General features: G+C 59.8%; 16 protein-coding genes. 9 read left to right on the top strand and 7 right to left on the bottom strand.

Annotated elements, in window-relative coordinates; translation table 11 throughout:
- Positions 1 to 224: 224 nt before the first annotated feature.
- From ACSSVQ_RS03905 to ACSSVQ_RS03890, 4 genes are all read left to right on the top strand, one after another.
- Entirely contained in the window at positions 225 to 1,031 is an 807-nt protein-coding gene (locus tag ACSSVQ_RS03905; RefSeq protein ID WP_454180913.1) for an enoyl-CoA hydratase/isomerase family protein, read from the top strand.
- A gap of 86 nt (positions 1,032 to 1,117) precedes the next feature.
- A complete protein-coding gene (locus ACSSVQ_RS03900) occupies positions 1,118 to 2,638 on the top strand; it encodes a thymidine phosphorylase family protein (protein ID WP_454180912.1) in 1,521 nt (506 codons plus the stop codon).
- Positions 2,635 to 3,525, top strand: coding sequence for a ribose-phosphate diphosphokinase (locus ACSSVQ_RS03895; protein WP_454180911.1), 891 nt, complete (start codon positions 2,635 to 2,637; stop codon positions 3,523 to 3,525). The genes ACSSVQ_RS03900 and ACSSVQ_RS03895 overlap by 4 nt, the downstream gene beginning before the upstream one ends.
- A gap of 18 nt (positions 3,526 to 3,543) precedes the next feature.
- The gene (locus ACSSVQ_RS03890; protein WP_293326536.1) at positions 3,544 to 5,139 is read left to right on the top strand and encodes an MBL fold metallo-hydrolase; all 1,596 of its coding nucleotides are present in this window, start codon (positions 3,544 to 3,546) and stop codon (positions 5,137 to 5,139) included.
- Here ACSSVQ_RS03890 and ACSSVQ_RS03885 read toward each other — a convergent pair whose 3' ends face one another.
- The 3 genes from ACSSVQ_RS03885 to ACSSVQ_RS03875 form a co-directional block, all read right to left on the bottom strand.
- The gene (locus ACSSVQ_RS03885) at positions 5,140 to 6,513 is read right to left on the bottom strand and encodes a DUF6600 domain-containing protein (protein WP_454180910.1); all 1,374 of its coding nucleotides are present in this window, start codon (positions 6,511 to 6,513) and stop codon (positions 5,140 to 5,142) included.
- Positions 6,514 to 6,729: 216 nt separating this feature from the next.
- A complete protein-coding gene (locus ACSSVQ_RS03880) occupies positions 6,730 to 8,592 on the bottom strand; it encodes a cation:proton antiporter (RefSeq protein ID WP_454180909.1) in 1,863 nt (620 codons plus the stop codon).
- A gap of 39 nt (positions 8,593 to 8,631) precedes the next feature.
- Entirely contained in the window at positions 8,632 to 9,411 is a 780-nt protein-coding gene (locus ACSSVQ_RS03875; RefSeq protein WP_454180908.1) for an ion channel, read from the bottom strand.
- Positions 9,412 to 9,896: 485 nt separating this feature from the next.
- Between ACSSVQ_RS03875 and ACSSVQ_RS03870 the strand changes: the two genes are divergently transcribed.
- The gene (locus ACSSVQ_RS03870) at positions 9,897 to 10,403 is read left to right on the top strand and encodes a transposase (protein ID WP_293326524.1); all 507 of its coding nucleotides are present in this window, start codon (positions 9,897 to 9,899) and stop codon (positions 10,401 to 10,403) included.
- A 46-nt stretch (positions 10,404 to 10,449) separates the two neighbouring features.
- Here the strand turns inward: ACSSVQ_RS03870 and ACSSVQ_RS03865 are convergent, their stop codons facing one another.
- From ACSSVQ_RS03865 to ACSSVQ_RS03855, 3 genes are all read right to left on the bottom strand, one after another.
- Positions 10,450 to 10,824, bottom strand: a complete 375-nt coding sequence (locus tag ACSSVQ_RS03865; protein WP_293326521.1) for a response regulator — start codon at positions 10,822 to 10,824, stop codon at positions 10,450 to 10,452.
- A 166-nt stretch (positions 10,825 to 10,990) separates the two neighbouring features.
- On the bottom strand, positions 10,991 to 11,425 hold the full coding sequence (locus tag ACSSVQ_RS03860) for a response regulator (protein ID WP_293326518.1): 435 nt from the start codon (positions 11,423 to 11,425) through the stop codon (positions 10,991 to 10,993).
- Between the two features lie 73 nt (positions 11,426 to 11,498).
- The gene (locus ACSSVQ_RS03855; RefSeq protein WP_454180907.1) at positions 11,499 to 13,232 is read right to left on the bottom strand and encodes a TadG family pilus assembly protein; all 1,734 of its coding nucleotides are present in this window, start codon (positions 13,230 to 13,232) and stop codon (positions 11,499 to 11,501) included.
- 263 nt (positions 13,233 to 13,495) lie between these two features.
- Between ACSSVQ_RS03855 and ACSSVQ_RS03850 the strand changes: the two genes are divergently transcribed.
- Entirely contained in the window at positions 13,496 to 14,644 is a 1,149-nt protein-coding gene (locus ACSSVQ_RS03850) for a hypothetical protein (protein WP_454180906.1), read from the top strand.
- Positions 14,645 to 14,763: 119 nt separating this feature from the next.
- On the opposite strand, the gene ACSSVQ_RS03845 is transcribed toward ACSSVQ_RS03850, so the two are convergent.
- Positions 14,764 to 16,440, bottom strand: coding sequence for a ShlB/FhaC/HecB family hemolysin secretion/activation protein (locus ACSSVQ_RS03845; RefSeq protein WP_454180905.1), 1,677 nt, complete (start codon positions 16,438 to 16,440; stop codon positions 14,764 to 14,766).
- Between the two features lie 602 nt (positions 16,441 to 17,042).
- Between ACSSVQ_RS03845 and cpaB the strand changes: the two genes are divergently transcribed.
- The 3 genes from cpaB to ACSSVQ_RS03830 are packed head-to-tail and all read left to right on the top strand — an operon-like array spanning position 17,043 to position 20,521.
- Entirely contained in the window at positions 17,043 to 17,933 is an 891-nt protein-coding gene (cpaB, locus tag ACSSVQ_RS03840) for a Flp pilus assembly protein CpaB (protein WP_454180904.1), read from the top strand.
- Between the two features lie 7 nt (positions 17,934 to 17,940).
- Positions 17,941 to 19,323, top strand: a complete 1,383-nt coding sequence (locus tag ACSSVQ_RS03835; protein WP_454180903.1) for a type II and III secretion system protein family protein — start codon at positions 17,941 to 17,943, stop codon at positions 19,321 to 19,323.
- A gap of 4 nt (positions 19,324 to 19,327) precedes the next feature.
- Entirely contained in the window at positions 19,328 to 20,521 is a 1,194-nt protein-coding gene (locus ACSSVQ_RS03830) for a hypothetical protein (protein WP_454180902.1), read from the top strand.

Genomic DNA, 20,521 nt, shown 5'->3' with positions numbered 1-20,521 from the left:
CCCGCGCCTCTGCCGCAACTGCCGGGCGCCGGACACATTGTACTTCAGGTTGAGTTCGGACATTCGGCAAGGGGCGGGCGGCGGACCCTGTTTTCGGTCCGTCGCCCGTTCTGTTTCCGTCCCGCCGGTAGGTGCTCTATCTCATTGGCAGGCCTTGGCGAATATGCCTCCAGCCGTCATCATTCTCCGTGAATCAAGAAGAGCGGATAATGAAAGGCGAGGGGATGAGCGAAACGCAGCGGATAGGCGAATTCGTCAATATAGAGCGCGAGGGCAGACTCGCAATCGTCACTTTCGACAGGGGCGACCGCATAAACGCTCTCTCTGTCCAGCTTCTGCATGAACTCACGGCCGCGGCCCGGGCGCTTCGGCAGGATACGGTGACAAGTGCGGTGGTACTGCACGGGCCGAAGGTCTTCACGGCGGGGGCCGACCTTGCCGACCCGGCGGTCCGCGAGCGGCAGGAGGCGGGCCTGCTGGAACGGCGGGAAATGCTCCGTGCGGGACCCGATATGTGCGATGCCTGGGAGGCGATCGACCAGGTGACGGTGGCCGCCATAGAGGGGTTCTGCATTGGCGGCGGTGTCGCGCTGGCAACGGCCTGCGATTTTCGCATTGCAGGGCGGGGCGCTCATTTCCGGCTGCCCGAAATACCGCTCGGTATGAATATGAGCTGGCACACCCAGCCTCGCCTAGTCAATCTGATCGGCCCTTCGCCCGCCAAGCAGCTCACTATTTTCGGCGAAAAGGTTTCCGCGGAGCAGGCGCTGGATTGGGGCCTCGCCGATGACCTGGCCGATGATGGGGAGGCCTTTTCCATGGCACGGAAATGGGCGGAGAAAGCGGCTGCTCTACCGCCGGTCGCTGTGCGTATGGCAAAGCGCGGCATCACGGCGGCGGCCACCGCGCTCAACGCAGCGACCACTTTCATGGATGCCGACCAGTTCGCTCTGGCCTCGACGAGCGAAGATCACCGGGAGGCCGTGTCCGCCTTTCTCGAGAAGCGCAGTCCCAAGTTTACCGGACGCTAGCGGTAGCGGGAGACGATAGGACGCGCCGCGCAGCACCCGGATTTCTGATAACCTCCGGGTAGAGCAATAAGAATGAAGACAAAGCCATGCTCAAGATCCGCAAGGTTCCTCTCGATACGCTGCGCGAGAACGTGGCTGTTCTGGCGCATGACTGCGTGGCGCTTCGTCCCGAAGCCTTTCAAGCATTCAAGCGTTTGCAGGTGATCGATGGGAACCGGTCCATCATCGCGACGCTCGATGTCTGTCATGATGGCGACATGGTGAAGGCCGATGAACTGGGGTTGGCCGAACCGGCCTTCAGTCGTCTGGGGCTGCCCGAAGGCACGGTCGTGAACATCGCACCTGCGCCGAGCCCGCATTCCCTGAACTATGTCCGTGAAAAGATCGATGGGCAGACACTGACGCAGCACCAGATCGAAGAAGTGATCCACGATATTGTGGGTTATCGCTACTCCGATATGGAGATCGCCGCTTTCCTCGTCGGCTGCGCGGGGTTCATGAGCACGCAGGAACTCCTCGATATGACGCGGGCCATGGCCGGAGCGGGCACGACGCTCGACTGGCCTGCCCCCATGGTCGTGGACAAGCATTGCATAGGCGGTATTCCCGGCAACCGGACGTCCATGATCGTCGTTCCCATCGTGGCGGCCCATGGCCTGACCATTCCCAAGACATCGTCCCGCGCGATCACATCGCCGGCGGGAACGGCGGATACGATGGAGATACTCGCCACAGTCGATCTCTCCATGTCGGAAATGCGTGAAGTGGTGGGAAAGACCAATGGCTGTCTCGTCTGGGGCGGCCACGTAAATCTGTCGCCCGCCGACGATATTCTCATTAGCGTGGAACGGCCTCTCAATCTCGACACGCGCGAACAGATGGTCGCGTCGATCCTTTCCAAGAAGATAGCCGCGGGATCCACCCATCTTGTGATCGACATCCCCATCGGGCCGAGTGCGAAAGTGCGTGATGCGAATGAAGCGATGAGGCTGCGCAAACTCTTCGAATATGTCGGCGACCAGGTCGGTCTCGTCATCGATGTCGTGATCACGGATGGCAGCCAGCCTATTGGCAGAGGCGTTGGCCCTGTTCTGGAAGCGCGTGACGTGATGGCGGTGCTGAGGAACGAAGCGGGGGCGCCTGAGGATCTTCGGGATAAGTCGGTCATGTTGTCCGGCCGTATTCTGGATTTCGATCCGAACCTGCGTGGTGGCACGGGCGAAGAACGGGCTCGCGAATTGCTGGAGAGTGGTGCCGCGCTGAAGGTGATGGAAGAGATCATCGAGACTCAAGGTCGAAACGACAATCCGCCCGAGCCGGGACCGAAGCAGGTCGACATTTGCGCGGAAGCGGATGGTTTTGTCGCATCGATCGATTGTTTGAGAATTGCGCAGCTGGCGCGCATCTCCGGCGCGCCGCTCGACCGGGGCGCGGGCCTCGACATTTTGAAACGCGTGGGAGACGAAGTTCGCAAGGGCGATCCGCTGTTCCGGATCTATTCGGCGGGGAGTGCCCATTTCGATCTCGCCGTGGCAGCTGCGGAAGAAGATAACGGCTTTGCCGTTGGCTCCCATCCCTTCGAACAGAAAGCGCACACGGCGCCATGAAACCCTTGATCCTGTCATTTCCCTGGGATGGCGATGCGCCGCAAAGGCTGGCGAACGAACTGGATCTGGAGCATCGGCCATTTGACCTTCATCGATATCCGGACGGCGAGATACTGGTGACCGGACCGGAAAGCGCCCCTCCGGCGGTCATTCTTTATTGCTCGCTTTTCGAGCCGAACGAGAAGTTGATCGCCTTGATGCTTGCCGCGGATGCACTGCGTCGCGCAGGCGCGTCACGTATCGTTCTTGTGGCGCCTTATATGAGCTATATGCGGCAAGATATTGCCTTTGAGGTAGGTCAGGCGGTGAGCCAGCAGGCGGTTGGAAAATTTCTTTCTGGGCTGTTCGACCGTATACTGACGGTCGATGCGCATCTGCACCGCACGCCGGAAATATCGGATGTGTTTCCCGGTGCCGAGGCGGAAAACCTCATCGCTGCCGAGCTTATTGCCGATTATGCCGCCATGAAAGGCTTTGACCGGGATGCTCTGGTTGTCGGTCCCGACCGGGAATCGCGCCAATGGGTGGCGCGTGTGGCCGACCGACTTGGCGGTGACATTCTCGTGGGCGAGAAGACGCGCTTTTCCGACCGTCGGGTGGAAATCGAGTTTCCGGTGGACGATTTGTCTGGTCGAAAGGTGCTTCTGGTCGACGATATCGTTTCCAGCGGTGGAACCATCATCAAGGCGGCGCAGAAGCTGAAATCGAAAGGTGCGGGGCATATCACGCTGGCGGTGACCCATGCACTCTTCACGCACGATACGGGCGGTGCCCTGAGCGAGGCCGGTGTTGATGAAATCTGGGCCACCGACAGCGTGCGACATGAGGCAAGTTGCATCGCGCTGGCGCCGCTTCTGGCGGCCGGTCTGAGGAGTGAATGTGAATAGGAACGGGAAGGATCGGGCATGACTATCACGATGAGCGTGCATGGCGCTGCGCAAACGGTGACGGGGTCGTGCTATCTGCTCGATACCGGCGAGACGCGCTTTCTTGTCGATTGCGGCATGTTCCAGGGCGCAAAGACCGTAAAGCAGCTGAACTACGAGGCTTTTCCGTTCGATCCGGAAAGCATCGATTTCGTTCTGCTGACACATGCGCATATCGACCATTCGGGGCTCATCCCGAAACTCGTCAAGCACGGCTTTTCCGGCCCCATCTTTGCGACGCACGGCACCATCGATCTTTTGTCGTGCATGCTGCCCGACTCCGGACATATCCAGGAATTCGAGGTCCAGCAGCTCAATCGGCGCAATGCCCATCGTGGGCGGCCGCCTGTCACGCCGATGTACACCGTGGAGGATGCCGAAGAGGCGATGAAAAGTTTCAGCCCGGTCTCCTACGATGACTGGGTGAGCCCTTGCGCCGGCATTCGTGCCCGCTTCTGGAATGCAGGGCATATTCTGGGCTCGGCTTCCATCGAGGTGGAAATCGCCACCGGCAATGAAGAAATGCGCCAGCTGCGCATGCTGTTTTCCGGCGATATCGGACCGGAGGTAAAAAGTTTCTACACCGAACCGGAAGCGCCGGAGAATCTCGACTTCCTCATTTGCGAGTCGACCTACGGCAATCGGGACCGGCCTGATGTCTCATTGCATGACCGGCGCGAAATGCTCGCCAAGGAAGTCAACGATGCCTTGTCGGATGATGGTGTTCTGGTCGTGCCGGCCTTCGCGGTGGAACGGACGCAGGAATTCCTCGCGGATCTGTTCGAACTCATCAGTAGCGGGAAGGTGCCGCATGTCCCGATATTTCTCGACTCGCCACTTGCCATCCGGGCGACGAAGGTTTTCGTCGATCATGCTGACGAACTGGAAGACGGACACGCCTTCAGGAAGTACATGAATTCCGAGATCCTGCGCACGACGGAGACCGTGCAGGAGAGCATGGGGATTGAACGCTTCAAGGGAAGCCATATTGTCGTGGCTGCAAGCGGCATGTGCGACGCAGGGCGCATTCGCCATCACCTGAAAAATCATCTCTGGCGGCGAAACTCGACGGTTCTCATCATCGGCTACCAGGCGCGCGGCACATTGGGGCAGATTCTGCTCGACGGGGTGAAGGCTGTACGCATCCAGGGCGAAGAGGTGAAGGTGCGCGCGAGCATCCGGCAACTCGACGTCTATTCCGGTCACGCAGATGGCTCGGCGCTGGCGCGCTGGGTGGAGGAAAGGGCGCCGATCAAGCGAGGTATCTTCCTGACGCATGGTGAGGAAGAATCCATAAACGGCCTGCATGAACGCCTGTCTGAATTGGGGCTGGACGGTGAGCGTATCGTCGAGCCGATGCTTGACGATATGTACGATCTGACCACGGAAGCGCCGGGCCCCCGGACGCGGCCGGTGCCGCGGCGCCTGGAACCGGAGGATGTCGGCAAGCCCGACTGGCACAATGAAATGTCGGAACTCTGGCTGGATGTCGCCGACCAGTTGGATCAGGCGGCGGACGATCGGGCGCGAAAAGTGATCATCCGCCGTCTGAGAAGGGCCTTGAAGGAAGGCTAGCTACCTGTTGTCGGGACGACGCCGCTCGTCACGCCGGTCCGGATTGCGCGTGTCGCGGAAGCGCTGACTGGCCGCGCCCTGGCGTTCCCTCTGCTCGCGCATCTGCCGCTGCCGCTCCATCTGCCGTTGGCGTTGTTCGGCATCGCGTTGGCGTTGCTGCTGGAGACGTTGCTGGCGTTGCCTGTCCACCTCATGCTGGCGGGCACGCATGCGGTCTGCGTCTTGCTGCTGTTGCCTTTGGCGCTGGAGCTGCCGTTGCCAATTGTCTTCCTGCTGGCGCTGCCTTTGCTGCTGCAACTGGCGGTCGCGCTGTTGCTGCTGCTGAAGCTGGCGTTGCCGGTCGAGCCGCTGCTGACGGGCTCGTTCGCGCTCGACATCTTGCTGACGCTGCCTTTGCTGTTGTAATTGACGGTCACGCTTTTGTTGCTGCTGCTGGAGCTGGCGTTGCCGGTCGAGCTGCTGCTGACGGGCACGTTCACGCTCGGCATCCTGTTGGCGCTGCCTTTGCTGCTGCAATTGGCGGTCACGCTGTTGCTGTTCGCGCTGCTGCTGTAGTTGGCGCTGTCGCACCGATTGCTCGTCGCGCTGCCTCTGGCGCTGTTGTTCGATCCGGCGTTGTTCATCCCTGTCCTGCGGGCGCATGCGGTTGCGTTCCTCCCGCAGGGGCCTTTGTACGGAGGGGCGCCGGTCGGCCCGGAAATCTCTTATTCGCAGACGGTTGCCGTCGAATTGATGGCTTCGGTTTCGCAAATCTGCGTCGCGCTGAACCCGGACGCGAACCGGATCGCGGCGACTGCGCGACACGTACCATTGGCGGTTGAAGGGACGGTTGACGATCCGGCCCTGACTCAGCTTGTGCCGGTGCCATTTCGTTTGGCGATAATAGTTTCGATAGTTGCTCCGTACGATGACGTGAATATAGACGTCGTTACGGACGAAATCGTCCCGGTAGACATAGTTCCATCCGGGATAGTCCCAACCGGGATCCCAGCTCGACCAGTTGATGAAAATGCCGATGGGCGACCAACCGACATAGCCGTTGCTGAACCGCCATGTGACCCATGCCGGAGACCAGACACGGCCCGGCACCCAGAGCCAGCCATAATGGGAATCGTATATCCAACGGCCGTAGTGGAAGGCGGCCCAACCCCAGTTGAAGTCAGACGTCCATGTCCATCCGTAGTCGTCGTCCCAGACCCATCGCCCGCGCGTATAGGGCCGCCATCCGCTATGCATGTTGCGGGGCTGCCAGACACGGCCATAGGCACCCAGCTCGTGCCAGCGGCCGTAGGGAGAAAGTTCGTCATGGAAATATGCGGCGTCCGCGTAGGAATCCGGATAGGCAGGCCGCGCTTCGGAAGGGGCGGTAGCCATGGTCAGGCCTGTCAGAAGGACCGCAAAAAACAGAAATGGAAGTCTCGTCATTTCACGCCTCAGTTTGTTCTACCGGTCATACCCGGCGAACCGCCGCTTTCGCGTCGAATGACGTACCCCTGTGACCCTTATATCCCTGAAAGCGTGTCGGCAAAACGGCAAATTAACGTGAAATTAACCATGAAGATGCGGTCCGTCGTCTCGGGCCATTGGTGCTCAATCCGGAAGAGGCTTGGGGAGTTCCTCGCCGAGATGCGCTCGCGCCCGCTCGGCGGCAGACTTTTCCGTGTCTTCCCTGGTCGAATGATCGGGATGTCCCAGATAGGCGATGCGCCATCCGGCAGTCGCGCGGAAGGTCCGGTCTTCGGCGAAGGGATAGACGACACCTTCATTCGAGACGCCATAGAGCAGCACACTGTCTTCTGATTGAGAGTCCAGCATTTGCTGGAAGCCGAACTCCTCCGTCAGTTTTGTGTGCCGTATTTCGAAGCCTTCCTTGACGATCAGCCCCTCCAGTCTTTCGAGCGTCACGTCATCCTTGAAGAGAACGCGTCCCGCGGGCGTGGTGGCGCTTTCAGCCTGGTCGGCCAGACGAATATTGAACACATTGCCGGATCCGAATTCGCCCGCATAGCGCATGCAGGCCAGCGCGTTGAGCGGTGCCCGGTGGGACAGCGCAAGCAACTCGCCAATGCCGACGAGGTCGAGACGCCGGTCGGCATCGTCGGATACGACGGTACCGAAATAGGTGCGAAGCCCGGCCATACGGGCCTTCCTGATCTGATCCCATGAGGTGTCGGAAAGAATGACGTCGATGTCGAGCTTCTTCAGGCTGAGGGCGACAGCCTGGGCCAGCGGATTGCCGCCGAGGATCAACACGCCACGGGCTTCCGGATCCGCGACCTTCATCAACCGGGCGAAGGGCCGGGCCGTCAGACCCTGTACGAAAACGGTGACGACGATCACTGCGAAGGTGACGGGAACGAGAATGTCGGCCCCCTCGACCCCGGCCCGTTCCAGTTCGATAGCGAAGAGGGCCGACACGGCGGCGGCCACGATGCCGCGCGGTGCGATCCATGACAGTACGATCCGTTCCGGCCAGGGCAGATCGCTTCCAATCGTTGAAATCATCACGGCCACCGGACGCGCAATGAAGATGATGAAGCCGAGAAGGGCACCGGTGGTGGTCCAGTTCATCTCGAAGGCCGAAGCCGGAACGCGCGCCGCCAGCACGATAAACAGAACCGATGTAAGCAGGACGGTCAGGCTTTCCTTGAAGTCGAGAATATCGTCCGTATTTACGTCTTTCGTATTGGCGAGGATAACCCCCATCACGGTGACGGCCAGCAGTCCGGACTCGTGGGCCAGCGCGTTGGCGAGGGAAAAGGTCAGTAGCACCACAGCCAGGGTCGTCACATTGTGCAGATAGTCCGGCAGGACATGACGCCGCATGATGAAGGAGAGGCCGAAGGCGGCGGCCACACCAAGCCCGATTCCGGCACCGAAAATCTCTACCGCGAGCAACAGGTCCTCCACCTGTCTGGTCCCGAGCGCAACGAGCTGGAAGATGACCACCGCGGCCAGCGCACCGAGCGGGTCGATCAGGATGCCCTCCCAGCGCAGAATATTGGCGAGCGATCTGGTGGGCCGAACGGTCCGGAGGATAGGAACGATAACGGTCGGTCCGGTAACGGAGGCGAGCGCGCCGAAAAGAAGTGCGACCTCCCAAGAGAAAATGCCGAGCGCCCAGGCGGCCAGTGCAATCAGCAGCATCGACACAAGGGCGCCGACCGTGACAAGCCGTGTAACGACCTGACCGTGTCCCCGGATCTCCCTGAATTTGAGTGTCAGGCTCCCTTCGAAAAGGATGACGGCGACACCCAGCGAAACGGCGGGAAAGAGGAGATCGCCGAAAAGCGCATCGGGATCGAAAAGACCGAGTACCGGCCCGGCCAGCAAGCCTGCCAGCAGGAGCACGAGGATGGCCGGTTGTTTCACCCACCAGGAAAACCACTGGGCGGCGATGCCGATGGCGACGATGAGGGCGATGACAAGGCCGGTGTCGAGATTGTCGGGCATGAATGCTTTCTGGCAGTGTCGAAAGAGGGGCGGCGGCGATTACTCGCCTTCGGTCTCGATCATGATAACGCGGCCGCAATGTTTACAATGAACGGCGTCCGGGTCGTGGCGGTTCAGTCCGCAATCCGGACAGGTGTATTTGACCTTCTGGGGGCGGAATATGGTTTGTGCGAGCCGCAGGAACAGGGCCACGCCGAAAACCATGATGATGACGGCAAGCAGGCGCCCCGACGTTCCCGTCAGGGTGATGTCGCCGAACCCGGTGGTCGTCAGTGTCGTCACGGTGAAATAGAGCGCGTCGATATAGTTGCCGATGGCCGGGTTGATGGGTTTCTGGATGACATAGACCACAGCCGTCACGACGAAGATGAAGACCAGAAGATTGATGATGGCCTGAATGACGGCTTCGTGGCGTACGAACACGGCATAGCGCTGCCTCACCTCCGACAAGACGTGATAGGAGCGCAGAAGCCTTAGCGCGCGCAATACGCGGAGAAATGCGAAATTCCCGGCGATGGCAACACTGAGAAGGCTGAAGATCACGATGATGTCGGCCAGCGTTTCCAGTTCGACTAGGTATTGCCATTTGTTGCGTGCAACGACCAGGCGCGCGGCGAAGTCGACCGCCAGCACCGCGCCGATCAGAAGGTCCGCCGCGATCATCCATGTGTTGTATTCCATGAAGGAAGAGACGACGAAAAATCCGATTGTCACCACGTCGAACGCAAGCAGGGCATAGCGAAAGGCGACGGCTTGCCGGCTATTCCCGAGATAGAGCGTTTCGAGCCGCGCCTTGAGTGTGTGACTTGTTTTGAGCATGCCGTGAGGCGACCTCGTCTGATCCTTTGGAATCGCATCCTACAACAACTCACGCAGGGCGTAGATAGGCGCTTCCCGGGCTGTTTCTCGGCGGAAACCCATATGGCGGTTTCCGGGCAAACTGTACGAATTCGTGTGTGTCGACCGCCTCAACGCGGGTCACATAACTCGACGGAATTCCCAATGACCTGTCCATGGTCCGTGAACAAACTCAATCGCGGATAGAGAACCTTTAGGTCGAAAGGAATTCGAACAAGCTGTCACATCAAAACCGGATCAGGACCACCTGTTGCCGGCCGGTGAGGCGAACCAGTAGAGCCCCCCACTCACCAAGCGCGGTTCGTCGGATGCATCCGGCAAGCGGGAACGGTCCCCGGTCAAGGAATTTGAGACAGCTTGTGCCCGGGGTCCGTCATCGCAGCGATCTCTCACCCGTTGCGTGACGGCCCCGGGACCTGAATTCGCCAAACCGGGACGGATGACGAATGCAGAGTGATTACATGCCTTTTCAGGTGCCCCACCAGCCGAATTCCACTGGCATGACGGGCAATGGGTACACGGAACGCCATCGCACGATTGGCGACATTCTCGAGTCGGAGGAGGATTGCCGCGCGATCCTTGAAGCGGCCCGTTGGCCAGGCGGGCCGGTTTGTCCGAATTGCGGTGCGGAGCAGGCGGCGTCCCGCCTGACAACCCGGCCGGGGCTTTGGACGTGCAAGGCTTGCCGGGCGAGCCAGTACAGCGTGACGTCGGGAACGCAGCTTCACCGCTCGCGTCTGCCGGTGTCGGCCTGGGTGCGGCTGTATTATCTGACGCGTATTCGCGGCCAGCAGCTGAGCAATTCGCAGGTCAGCCGCAAACTCTCCGTCGCATATCTCACGGCGCGCAGCATGCTGGAGCGTCTCGACGCGATGGAGAACGAACAGCCCGATATGGCTCGTCGTCTCTATGATCAGCTCTATTCGATTCTTCGCCGTGGCGCGGAGAGCTGAACTTTCGGTCCTGCGGATTGAATGAAATCGAAGCGCGTCTGCGTGGCTATGCGCAGGCGCGCTGACCCAACGAGTCTTCCAGAAATTTCACGAGATGCTGGATCTGGACGGGTTTGTGGAATACTTCCACCGCCCCGCAATCGGCCAGGCTCGCGCGGAAATGCGCATCATTGTCGCCCGTCATCAGGATGACGATGATCCGGTGGTCGAGCCCGCGCGCAGCCTGCGCCACGCGCACACCATCCCATCCCGGCATATTCACATCGAGGATCAGCACGCGCGGCTGCTCCCGCACGATCATCTCCACAGCTTCATGACCATCGCCCGCGGTGAGGGTATCGAAACCACGCCGCGCGAGGAATTCGCTGATCTCCTGAAGCTGTTCAGGGTCGTCATCCGCGATGAGAATGGGAGACTGCATTGTTCGTCATGCCGTTCTGGTTGAAGGCCCGGTTCCGCGTCACAGTTGTTGTGTGGATAGCCGGGGACGCTTCACACCATTTAGGCATAGAGGTCGTTAAAAGGGCCTGAATCGTTTCGCTCGGAATTGACACATCTGAGACAAACAGGCGCCTGGACGAAGAGCTTCAGTTCCGGACATGCGCATCGTCTCGCGCCAGAATGCCGTCGAGTACCGACAGGTCGACAGGTTTGGGGCAGATGCCCAGAAGCCGCAATCCGTAAGCCTGGCATTGAGCTTCGATGCCGCGCATGAGCGGCTCTTCAGCGCCCGAGGTCACAACGATGCTTATGTCGTGAAGGGAAGGGCGGTCGGCAATTATCTTGAGGATTTCATATCCGTCGAGCCCTGGCATATAGAGATCGAGAAGCAGTATTTGTGGCCTGTAGGCCTTGACGATTTCCTCGAAATCCGACTTTGGTGTCCGAAGAACGACATCGTAGCCGCGTGCCCGCAGTGCATCGGAGCACTCTTCGGCGAAATCGAGATCGTCGTCGCAGATCATGATGCGCTTAAGGGCGACTTCATCCTGCATATTCGTATTTTCCGTTTTGTCGCCCATGGGGAACTCCGGCCCTAACCGAGACAGTCAGTCTCGAAGCTTATTGCATATGAGTGCGCGTGAATATGCACTGTCAGCCCACCAGCCTGGGCACCCCGCAGCTCGTCCCGTTTACACCCATATCAAGTGTGCCGATCTGTACGCCGAGGGTGGCGAGGAGTTGGTCGATAGGGTTTTCTAGGGCGCTGATGAGAGGGACTACGGCAAGAGAGACAGTCGTTTTAATCGCATTGGCAGACAAGCCAACGAGCGAACTCAACAGACCTGAATTTAGTACATTCACACTCAGATTGAGATTGCTAACCAGACTGGAGAGCAAAGTAGAAAGGCCGACGCTTGAACTGACGGTCTTCAACGTACCATTGTCGATTTCGTTTTGAGTGAAGTCTTTAGTCGAAGGTCCCCCCTGGCCGAGTTGGGCGTCAGCCAATGCGGAGATAGCAGCTAACGTAATTCCGATTGCCTTCAATCGAGCAATTTCCGGATCGCTGAGGGTGGGCGAGCTACCGAAATCATTTAGGGTTGCGTCGTCAATCGCGCCGACCTTCGCTTTGGCTACACCTGTCGTGCCAGTGACGCTCACCATCGTGCCATTGCGGCTGCATGGAATTGCGGAGATCGTTGCGGTACCCGAAGCGGATTCCAGATATATCGGGAGAGAAATATTTGTAGAAATCAGTCCGATGTCGACTGATGCAATAGTGGCGTCCAAAGCAATTCGAACTTGCGCGGTTTTGACTTGAATGCCGACCGGACCGACTTTCGAAGAGGCTTGCGGTTCGCCTATGGCGATACGCGTGCTGATGCTAGTCCCCGTAATTGGGACACTGACGGTTGGCCCCAGATCGATCGTTTGCCCGTTTGCTTGTCCCATAACGGCCGCGATGAGCAGGTCGTAGACATTCACCTTGAGGTCGTTTGTCCCTGTCTTGATGATGTTGCCGATCTTCCGGTTCTGCAATTCCGAAGCATCGACGACGGCACTGACCGAAAGGTTCAATGCATTGAGAGCGCTTTCCGGGAGCGCGTTGAGGGCCTGTTGCGCGGCCACCGGATTGCCGGAGGACTGGCTGGTATCTCCGGACGTCAGCACATCGAGCGCGGCATTCACGATGTCGCCGACAGACGCATCGGCGCTCAGCAGGTCGCCATATGTGCCGCTGACACCGATTTGCGTCGCCAGCGCATCGAGAAAGGCGAGGGCATCGATTTTCGTGTCGACCAAACCCTGGTAATTCGCGGCGGAGAGGTTGATGGCTGTCCCGAGCAGCGCGGTCAGGAGATTGTTCGCAATGCCATCATTGAGCGACGCAAGACCCGTCCCAGCCGATATCGATGCCTGGTTCACCATTGCGGCGGTCGATTCCGCATAGACTTCCGAGGTGCCGGGAACGCCGAAAAATTGAGCGAAATAGGTGGGCGAGTCGATGCTCGTCATGACCTTCACGGCGTTGTCCGTGCCGGCCGTCGCATCGAAGCGGTCGGCCGCGGCGGTGCTTTCATCCGCATCGTAGCCGCCTGACACGACCTGAAGGCTTTTGGGGCTATCGAAACCATTGGCAGACAGCGCTTCCTCGGCGCGTACCGTCGGGTTTCCGCCGGCTTTGCCGATGTCACGCACCGCGGACATGGCGGCGGCGTCTGTGGCCGCCTGAAGCTGGCGTTTGGCATAGAGCAGGGAGCCGGCATCGACCACGATCACCGAAACCCCGATGGCCGCCACGATCACGCCGACCGCAAGAATGGAGATGGCTCCCCTTTCATCGGCGGCGAACCGGCCCCATAGCGAAATGAGCGACCGCTTCATGCTGAACTCCTCCTGAAGCCAGTTTCATAAACCATGATTGACATAAGGTGAATGGCCCAGGCGCCAGATTAAGGCATCCTGCCCGGCTGCGAGCCGTGTGTTTTGTCTTTAAAGGTGATCCTCTGTAGCCGGAGCATGGCAGATGGTCACTTCGCTCACACAAAGCCACAGATCGCAACACGCAAGAGCGCTTTCCCGTCCTATCAAGGAAGTCAGCAGACAGCAGGCGGAAGAATTTCGCCGACGGGCTTAGGGAGGGCGTTATGTTGACACCGAAATTTACCAGAACAATGGCTCTGACGCTTCTTTGCGCGGGGCTGGCGGCCTGCGGTACGGACAGCATTTCGATGTCCTCCGAGGTCGGCGGCGGCGGCGCCGCGCGAAGCGGATATGCGACCAATCAGAGCGGTGGGTCGGTAACGCCGGCTTCCACAGGTTCTCTTTCGGAGGGTAGCGTTCCCGTCGATGGCCTCGGCGTGACAGGCGATGGCGGCGTCCTTGACGGTCTGACGGGATCGGACCCCATAGGTGGCGTGATCGAGCAAACGCTTCCCCAGCTTGCGGATATTCTGGGAACGAAACCTGGTGCGGAGACGGATGGCATCGTGCCGGAAATCGCGGGTGCGCTGGCCGGGACGGGCGACGGCGTTATCCTGCCCGGCGGCCTCGGGCTCACCGGTGAAGGCGGTGTCGTCGCCGATCTTCTCGGTAGCGATGTAGGGGGCGATCTTCTCGGCGGCCAGGGGCTGATCGCGTCGAATATCGCGGGCGGCAATGACGGGCTGCTCAGCAGCGTCCTCGGGGACAATCCGACCAAGGGGCTTCTGGCTCCGGCGACGGATAACCTGCCGCTCGGTCAGCTTACGACAGCCCTTGCCGGGCAGGCATCGCTTGGCATCACCGGACAGTCCGGCTTGGTCGCTGATCTTCTCGGGTCCGATCTGACGGCGGGCGTTCTGCCCTCGGGCGGCGTCGTGGGCGGCCTTCTGGGCGGTGGCGATGCCGGGGTTCTTGGCAATGCGTTGCCTGAAGGCCAGGCACCGCTTGGCGCGGTAGGGAACACCGTCTCTGGCGTTCTGGGCGCTGTGGCCGGGAACTCCAGCCCTGTCGGCGATGGTCTGAACACGGTTCTGACGCCGGTGTCCGATGCGCTGGGCAGCGTGCCTGTGATCGGCGATGTTCTGGGCGGCCTCACGGGGCAAGGCGGTACGGGGCTCCCCGTATCGGGTGACCCGGTATCCGCAATCAACAATGTGCTTTCGCCGGTAACCGGCGGCTCGACCTCCGGGACAAACGCGCTGTCGCCGGTAACGGGGGCGCTCTCTCCGGTCACCGACGCGGTCTCCTCGCTCCCCGTGGTGGGCGAGCCGGTGGGGGGACTGCTGAACGGTATATTGGGGACCGGCGGCTAGTCGCCGTCGCAAAAGCCCCGGTCGAGAACGGCAGCAACAACGATCCAAAAGAAAAGGGCCCCGCATACCGGGGCCCTTTTTTTTCCGGGTACCGTAACCCTGCACCTTAAGTGTCGAGGTCAGAACCTGACTTCGGCCGACACGAAGAGGCGCGGGTCCTTGTTGCCCTTGGATGTGACATTCCGGTTGATGGGCTTGTCCATTTCGACGCCGAGAGACAGCCACTTCCTGTTGGAGGCATTCAGCCCCACGCCGGTCGAGAGCAGCTTCGCGTCGCCCTGCAGATCCACCTTCTGGTTGAAGACGCGGGAATGGTCGATGAAGGTGTAGGGCGTCAGCGACCAGCCGCCCAGCATGTCGACGTCGAAACGATACCCCGCCTGGGCGGAAAGACCGTAGCCGCTGTCGCCGCTGACTTCGGATGTGTCATAGCCGCGGCCGAACTGCGCGCCGCCGAAGCTGATCTCTTCGGAACTGTAGAGTGAATCCGGACTGTATTGCCCCGCGGCCTTCAGCGTAAGAAGTAGTTTTTCGGTGGCAGCATAGATGAGCGTCGCATTGCCATAGAATTTGGTGAAGTTCGGCACGGCGCCCAGGCGCGAATGCAGCTTGTTGTCGGGGCCTGCGCCGAATATGGACAGGCCTTGCGTCATGCGGAACGAACCTCCGACCGTGACGCTCTCACCGACGCGTCCCGTATATTGCGCGCCTGCATAGACGGCGCGGATCGCATCCTCACTGAAAGAAATGCCGTTCAGGATATTCTTCGACGTCGTGTAGTAACCGCCGGTCTCCAGCCTGAGCGTTTGATTGACCGCGCGGATCAGCGGGTAGCTCAGCTGGAAGTCAAACTGGTTGCTTTTGCTGACGAGTTTGTTCGGCGCAGGTATGTCGGGAGACAGCGAACGCGCGTAGGACGCGCCGAGCGTGGCGCGCAACCCGTCGGTACCGATAAAGGTGGACGCTGCGGCGCGATAATATTGCTGTTTGTCGAGCTCGGGTGAAACGAGCGTCGTCACCGACAGCTGATCGCCAGAGCCGAACGCGTTGTTGACCATGCCTGTGACATAGGTCGCAAAAGGCAGGTCTTCGAGATTGGAACGATTGTCGAGCGCGGTGGAAGCCGAAACGAGTTCGTAATCGGTGGTCAGCGTCAGCGTCGCCGAACCGGTATAGACATTCATGGCCGTCAGGCGTCCGCCGATTTTCAGGCCCGGTATTTCGCTTATGAGAAGAAGGTAGCGCTGCAGCGTATCGACCGTGAGAGGCCGTTCCGCCGTGATCCGGTTGCTGAATCGTTCGATGGTGTGGCGCAATCGGTCATTGTCCGTGTCGATCGAAACCTTGCCGATATAGCCTTCGACGACACGCACGATGAGCGTTCCGCCGCGCACAACCTGGACAGGAATATAGGCGCGGCCGAGAGCATACCCGTTGTCGGCATAGAGCTTGTTGACAGCATCGAGCGAGGCGCGCAGATCGGCGGAGGTGATCTGCTTGTCGAGCAGGCCGTCGAATTTCGCGGCGATCTCCTTGGCGTCGATGACCTTGTTGCCTGCGATACGAACGGCCGAGAACCGGAAATTGAGCACCCGGGAAGACCCGTCGGGAAGATTGAGTTGTTCCTGCAGTTTGGGAACTTCCCGCTTCGGAAGGTCAGGGGCAGGCTCCGGCGGTGTCAGCACCGTTCCAGGAGAAGGAGCGGTCTGGACATTCGGGGCCGCAGCCAGAACAGGATGTGAAATCAGTGCGACCGTCGATGTCGCGATAAGTAAAGCCCGACTGCGATTTGTCATGTCCCTCCACCCCATATTGCCGTCCTGTGCCGGCGTGATACTTGTCCGATTGACGACGAGTACCACAACCGTAGTCGAACCTGATTTCCGTTTAAGAAGAGTAATGTGCGCGATCGCCCCTTTGCGCGAGCGTGTGTGCGTACTTAGTAGAAATGATTCTCGCAGCGTCGAAAAATGTCGGTGAAGTGATACGCTTTGTCCAACTGCTGGAGAAGTTCTCCATGTCGGCGTAAGGGTTATGTCGAGCCGACAAAAAGTCAGAAATGTAGAGTTCTTGAAACACTACTCTTTGTGCAGAGCAAAAGAACCCTGTTTTCGGGGAGATATGAAGAATAACCATGACGCCGAAAGGGTCTGTGCAGTTGTTCCTCTGCCGGAGGGAATACCCGCAATACTAGTGTGGGAAAAATTAGTTGATGAATACAAGTTAGAATTAACGAATGATGTTGTTAAATCGATTCACCGGAACTGTCTCAGCAAGATCTTGCAGGGCGTTACGGAGAAAGTCGGCCAGGTGGGTTCGGAGCGCGGAGGGTGGAATATCCGTGCTTTTCGGGCGGTAGTTACGGGAGCTGCAGCAAGGACTGCAGAAGGGGAGTTCGATGGCGCTGGATCAGCGGGTATTGCGTAATCCGGTTGTGTTGCTCGGTGTTGGCGCGGCACTTCTTGTCGCGGCGCTGGTCCTCATCTGGATCAGCCTGACCGGCCGCGACGCGCAACAGGCGGCGCGTGTGCCCTTGCAGCCCGCCCAGCAATCCGAACAGATCAAGACAGTCGAAATTCAGACCGCGGCCCGTGATATTCGGCGTGGGCACAAGCTTGCTGCGGAAGATGTATCGACGACGCGTGTCGAGGCACCCGCGCCGGAGGGAGCGATTGCAGCCGATGTAGATGTTGTCGGTCATGTCGCGCAGGCGGATATCGCCGCCGGACAAATTTTGATGTCCAAGGCGCTCGGGAACGATCTTGCAGCCGCGGGGCTTGCTGCGCTCGTGCCGGATGGTTTTCGCGCCTATTCGATCAACGTGACCGAGGACGACATTCTTGGCGGCTTTCTGAAAGTCGGCGATCGGGCGGACATCTATGTCACCTTGCCGGGCAATATCTTTGCGCAGCAGCAGGTCGCCGGCGAGAAATCCGCAGACAGGAGCCGTGCGGCTCTTCTTCTTCAGAATATCCAGGTGCTTGCCGTTGGGCAGAAGCTCAGTACATCCGGTGCAGAAGCGGAACTTGGCGCGCGCACCATAGCGCTTGCGGCAAGTCCGGATCAGGTCGCCCGCTTGGCGCTTGCGCAGCGCCTGGGCGAACTGTCGCTCGCTATCCGGAAACCTGGCGACGACAAGGTCGCGGAAGCCCGGTTGATCGATCTGAGCGATATGCAGCCGTCCTCGGGAGAGGGTTTGGCGGGGGACGATTCCACGAAGCGCCAGAGCGGCCACAGGGTGGAAGTCCTGTCCGGCTCGGCGCAGACCACGATCTATACAGAGAAGTGAGGCGGGAGTGCTGGCCATTATGCGGCATTGGGCGATTGCGGAAATGAAAGGCGTCAGGGCGTTGCGTGTGTTGGTGACACTCGTCGTCTTCGCGCTCGTCGGCGCGGGAAACGCCGATGCGGCGACGCCGGTGAATGTGCCGCTGGGCGGTCAGAAGATACTCAACCTCGCGCAAAGCGTCGAACGTGTCGCTCTCGGCAATCCGAAAGTGGCGCAGGTTCAGGTCCTGTCCTCCAAACAGCTTCGCGTGCTCGGCAAGGCGCCGGGCAAAACCGATCTGACGGTCTGGTATTCTGACTCTGGGAAGAGCGGCGCTTACAGCATTCGCGTAGGAGCCGATACCGGCGATCTGCAGGGCGCCCTGAAAAAGGACAAGCGTCTCTCCGGTGTGCGCGTCGTGCAGGGCGGCGAGGGGGTGGCGCTGAAAGGTCAGGTTTACAGCCTCGACGATCGTCAGCGCGCCGCTAGCCTTGCAAAAACCTATCTGGGAAAGGACGCGGACAACCAGATTCAAGTGGCCGATCGCCGGATGGTCGCGGTGCAGATCCGTTTTGCAGCCGTGTCGGTGAATACGCTGAAGGCTTTGGGAATCAATTTCCAGACATTGGGCAATGATTTCCAGTTTGCCTCGACCGTACCCAACACGGTCGAATCATATTCAGTGGGTACGCGGGGCGTTTCGGTGACGGCGGGGCTCCCTCTGTCGCAGGCTTTCAACCTTTTTCTTTCCGGAAGCAACGGCGACCTTTTCGGTGTCATCAGTGCACTGGACAGCGCCAATCTCGCGCAGATGCTGGCTGAGCCTACGCTTCTCGTGCGAAGCGGAGAGGAGGCCGATTTCCTTGCTGGCGGTGAAATTCCGATACCGGTTCCCCAGTCCGGATCCGGCAACAACACCGTCACGATCGAATACAAGCGCTTCGGTGTGCAGCTTGGCGTCAACGCGACGGTTCTCGACAATGACCGCATCGTGCTCAAGGTCGCGCCGGAAGTGAGCGAGCTCGACTATTCCAACGGCGTTGAGATCCAGGGGTTTCGTATCCCGGCTCTCCGGTCGCGCTCCACGCGCACGACGATCGAACTGGGCGACGGGCAGAGCTTCGTGCTCGCGGGACTGATGTACAGCTCTTCGACGAATGTGGAAGACAAGGTACCGGGATTGGGCGACTTGCCGATTATCGGCCAGTTTTTCCGCACCACGCAGAATTCGCGCGAACGGCAGGAACTGATCATCGTCGCCACGCCGCGGCTTGTTTCGCCCATGGAGGCGGGAACCGTGCCGAAGCTGCCGGGCGAAGGCGTGCCGCCTTACGATCCTTCTCTTGAGCAGCGGCTGCTCAATACGACGACGCTTGACGACCATATTGTGAAGCACGGGCTGATGAGGTGAGTGGGTGACGTACCGTGTATTGTTGATTTCGGGTGAGGGTGAGCTTGGCGAGCAGCTGAGACGGGCGTTGACGTCGATTGCGACCGTCATGCGCAGCGATCCGTCTACCGATGCGGTCCAGGATGTGGCGGCTCAGTTCGCACCTGATTGTGTGATCGCCGACAGCGATTTTCGCATGGGCGCAAGCACGGCCTACGAGCGTCTCTCCTTCGTGCGGCAATGGTTCCCCGACCTTCCCTATCTGGTGATCGGAAACGAGGCGGGCGCTCAGCTTATCCTTACGGCCATGCGGGCAGGCGCGAGTGATTTTATCGACCGCGATGCGCCTGACGACGAGGTGTTGAGTGTCGTCCAGCGCCATATCGCAGCGAATGTTCGCGCGCGCCGCGATACCAGTGCCCGCTTTGTTGCGGTCATGTCGGGAGGCTCTGGCGACGAGGACCGGGATCTGGCCGTCAATTTGGCTTCCCTGATCGCCGAAAGGCAGCCGCAGGACGGTGTCCTGCTGGTCGATCTGTCGCTCCCGGCCAGCGATGTTGGCATTGCCCTCAATATGGATTTGCCTTTCCTCATCAAGGACGCGGTGAGGGAAATGTCCCGGCTTGACCGCACACTTCTCGACTCCGCGCTGGCGCGGTGCCCGAGGACAGGGCTTTACGTTCTGCCGCTTGCTGTTCATGGCGATACGGAAGAATGGTTCCTCGATGCTCAGGACCTCGGTGCGGCGCTGGAAGTGCTGCGGTCGCTCTATAAGGTCGTGGTGATTGCCTTCGGACCCTTCTCGCGGCGGGAAGATGTTTTGCGGCTGCCCGGCGAGGATGCCGAGATGATCGTGCCCTGCAATCAGCGGTTCTCTTCGGTCAAGGCGGCAGCGGAGATTATCGCCTTGCTGAAATCCGTTCGGCCGTCGGGCACCGAGCCCATGCTCGCCGTTCACGAATACTCTGGAACGATGGTGCCGCAGTTCGAGGCGATCCGTCAGGCGACCAATGCGCAGCGCGCGATCCGGCTGCGCACAAGCTGGGACAGCATGACGGAAGCGTTGAACAGCGGTGTGCCGCTCTCCGTGTCCGGTCGCTCTTCCTATACAGAGGAACTGGAAGATTATCTTGAATCCCTTTCCCTGATTTCAGGGCGGGAAGACGCAAGAACCGCCAGCCAGCCCTTGCTGGCCTGGGCCTCGAAGTTGTTGGGATAA

This window comes from Parvibaculum sp. MBR-TMA-1.3b-4.2, assembly GCF_053628815.1.
Note: the sequence above shows the minus strand (reverse complement) of the source record. Positions and strands in the feature narration are given on the sequence as shown.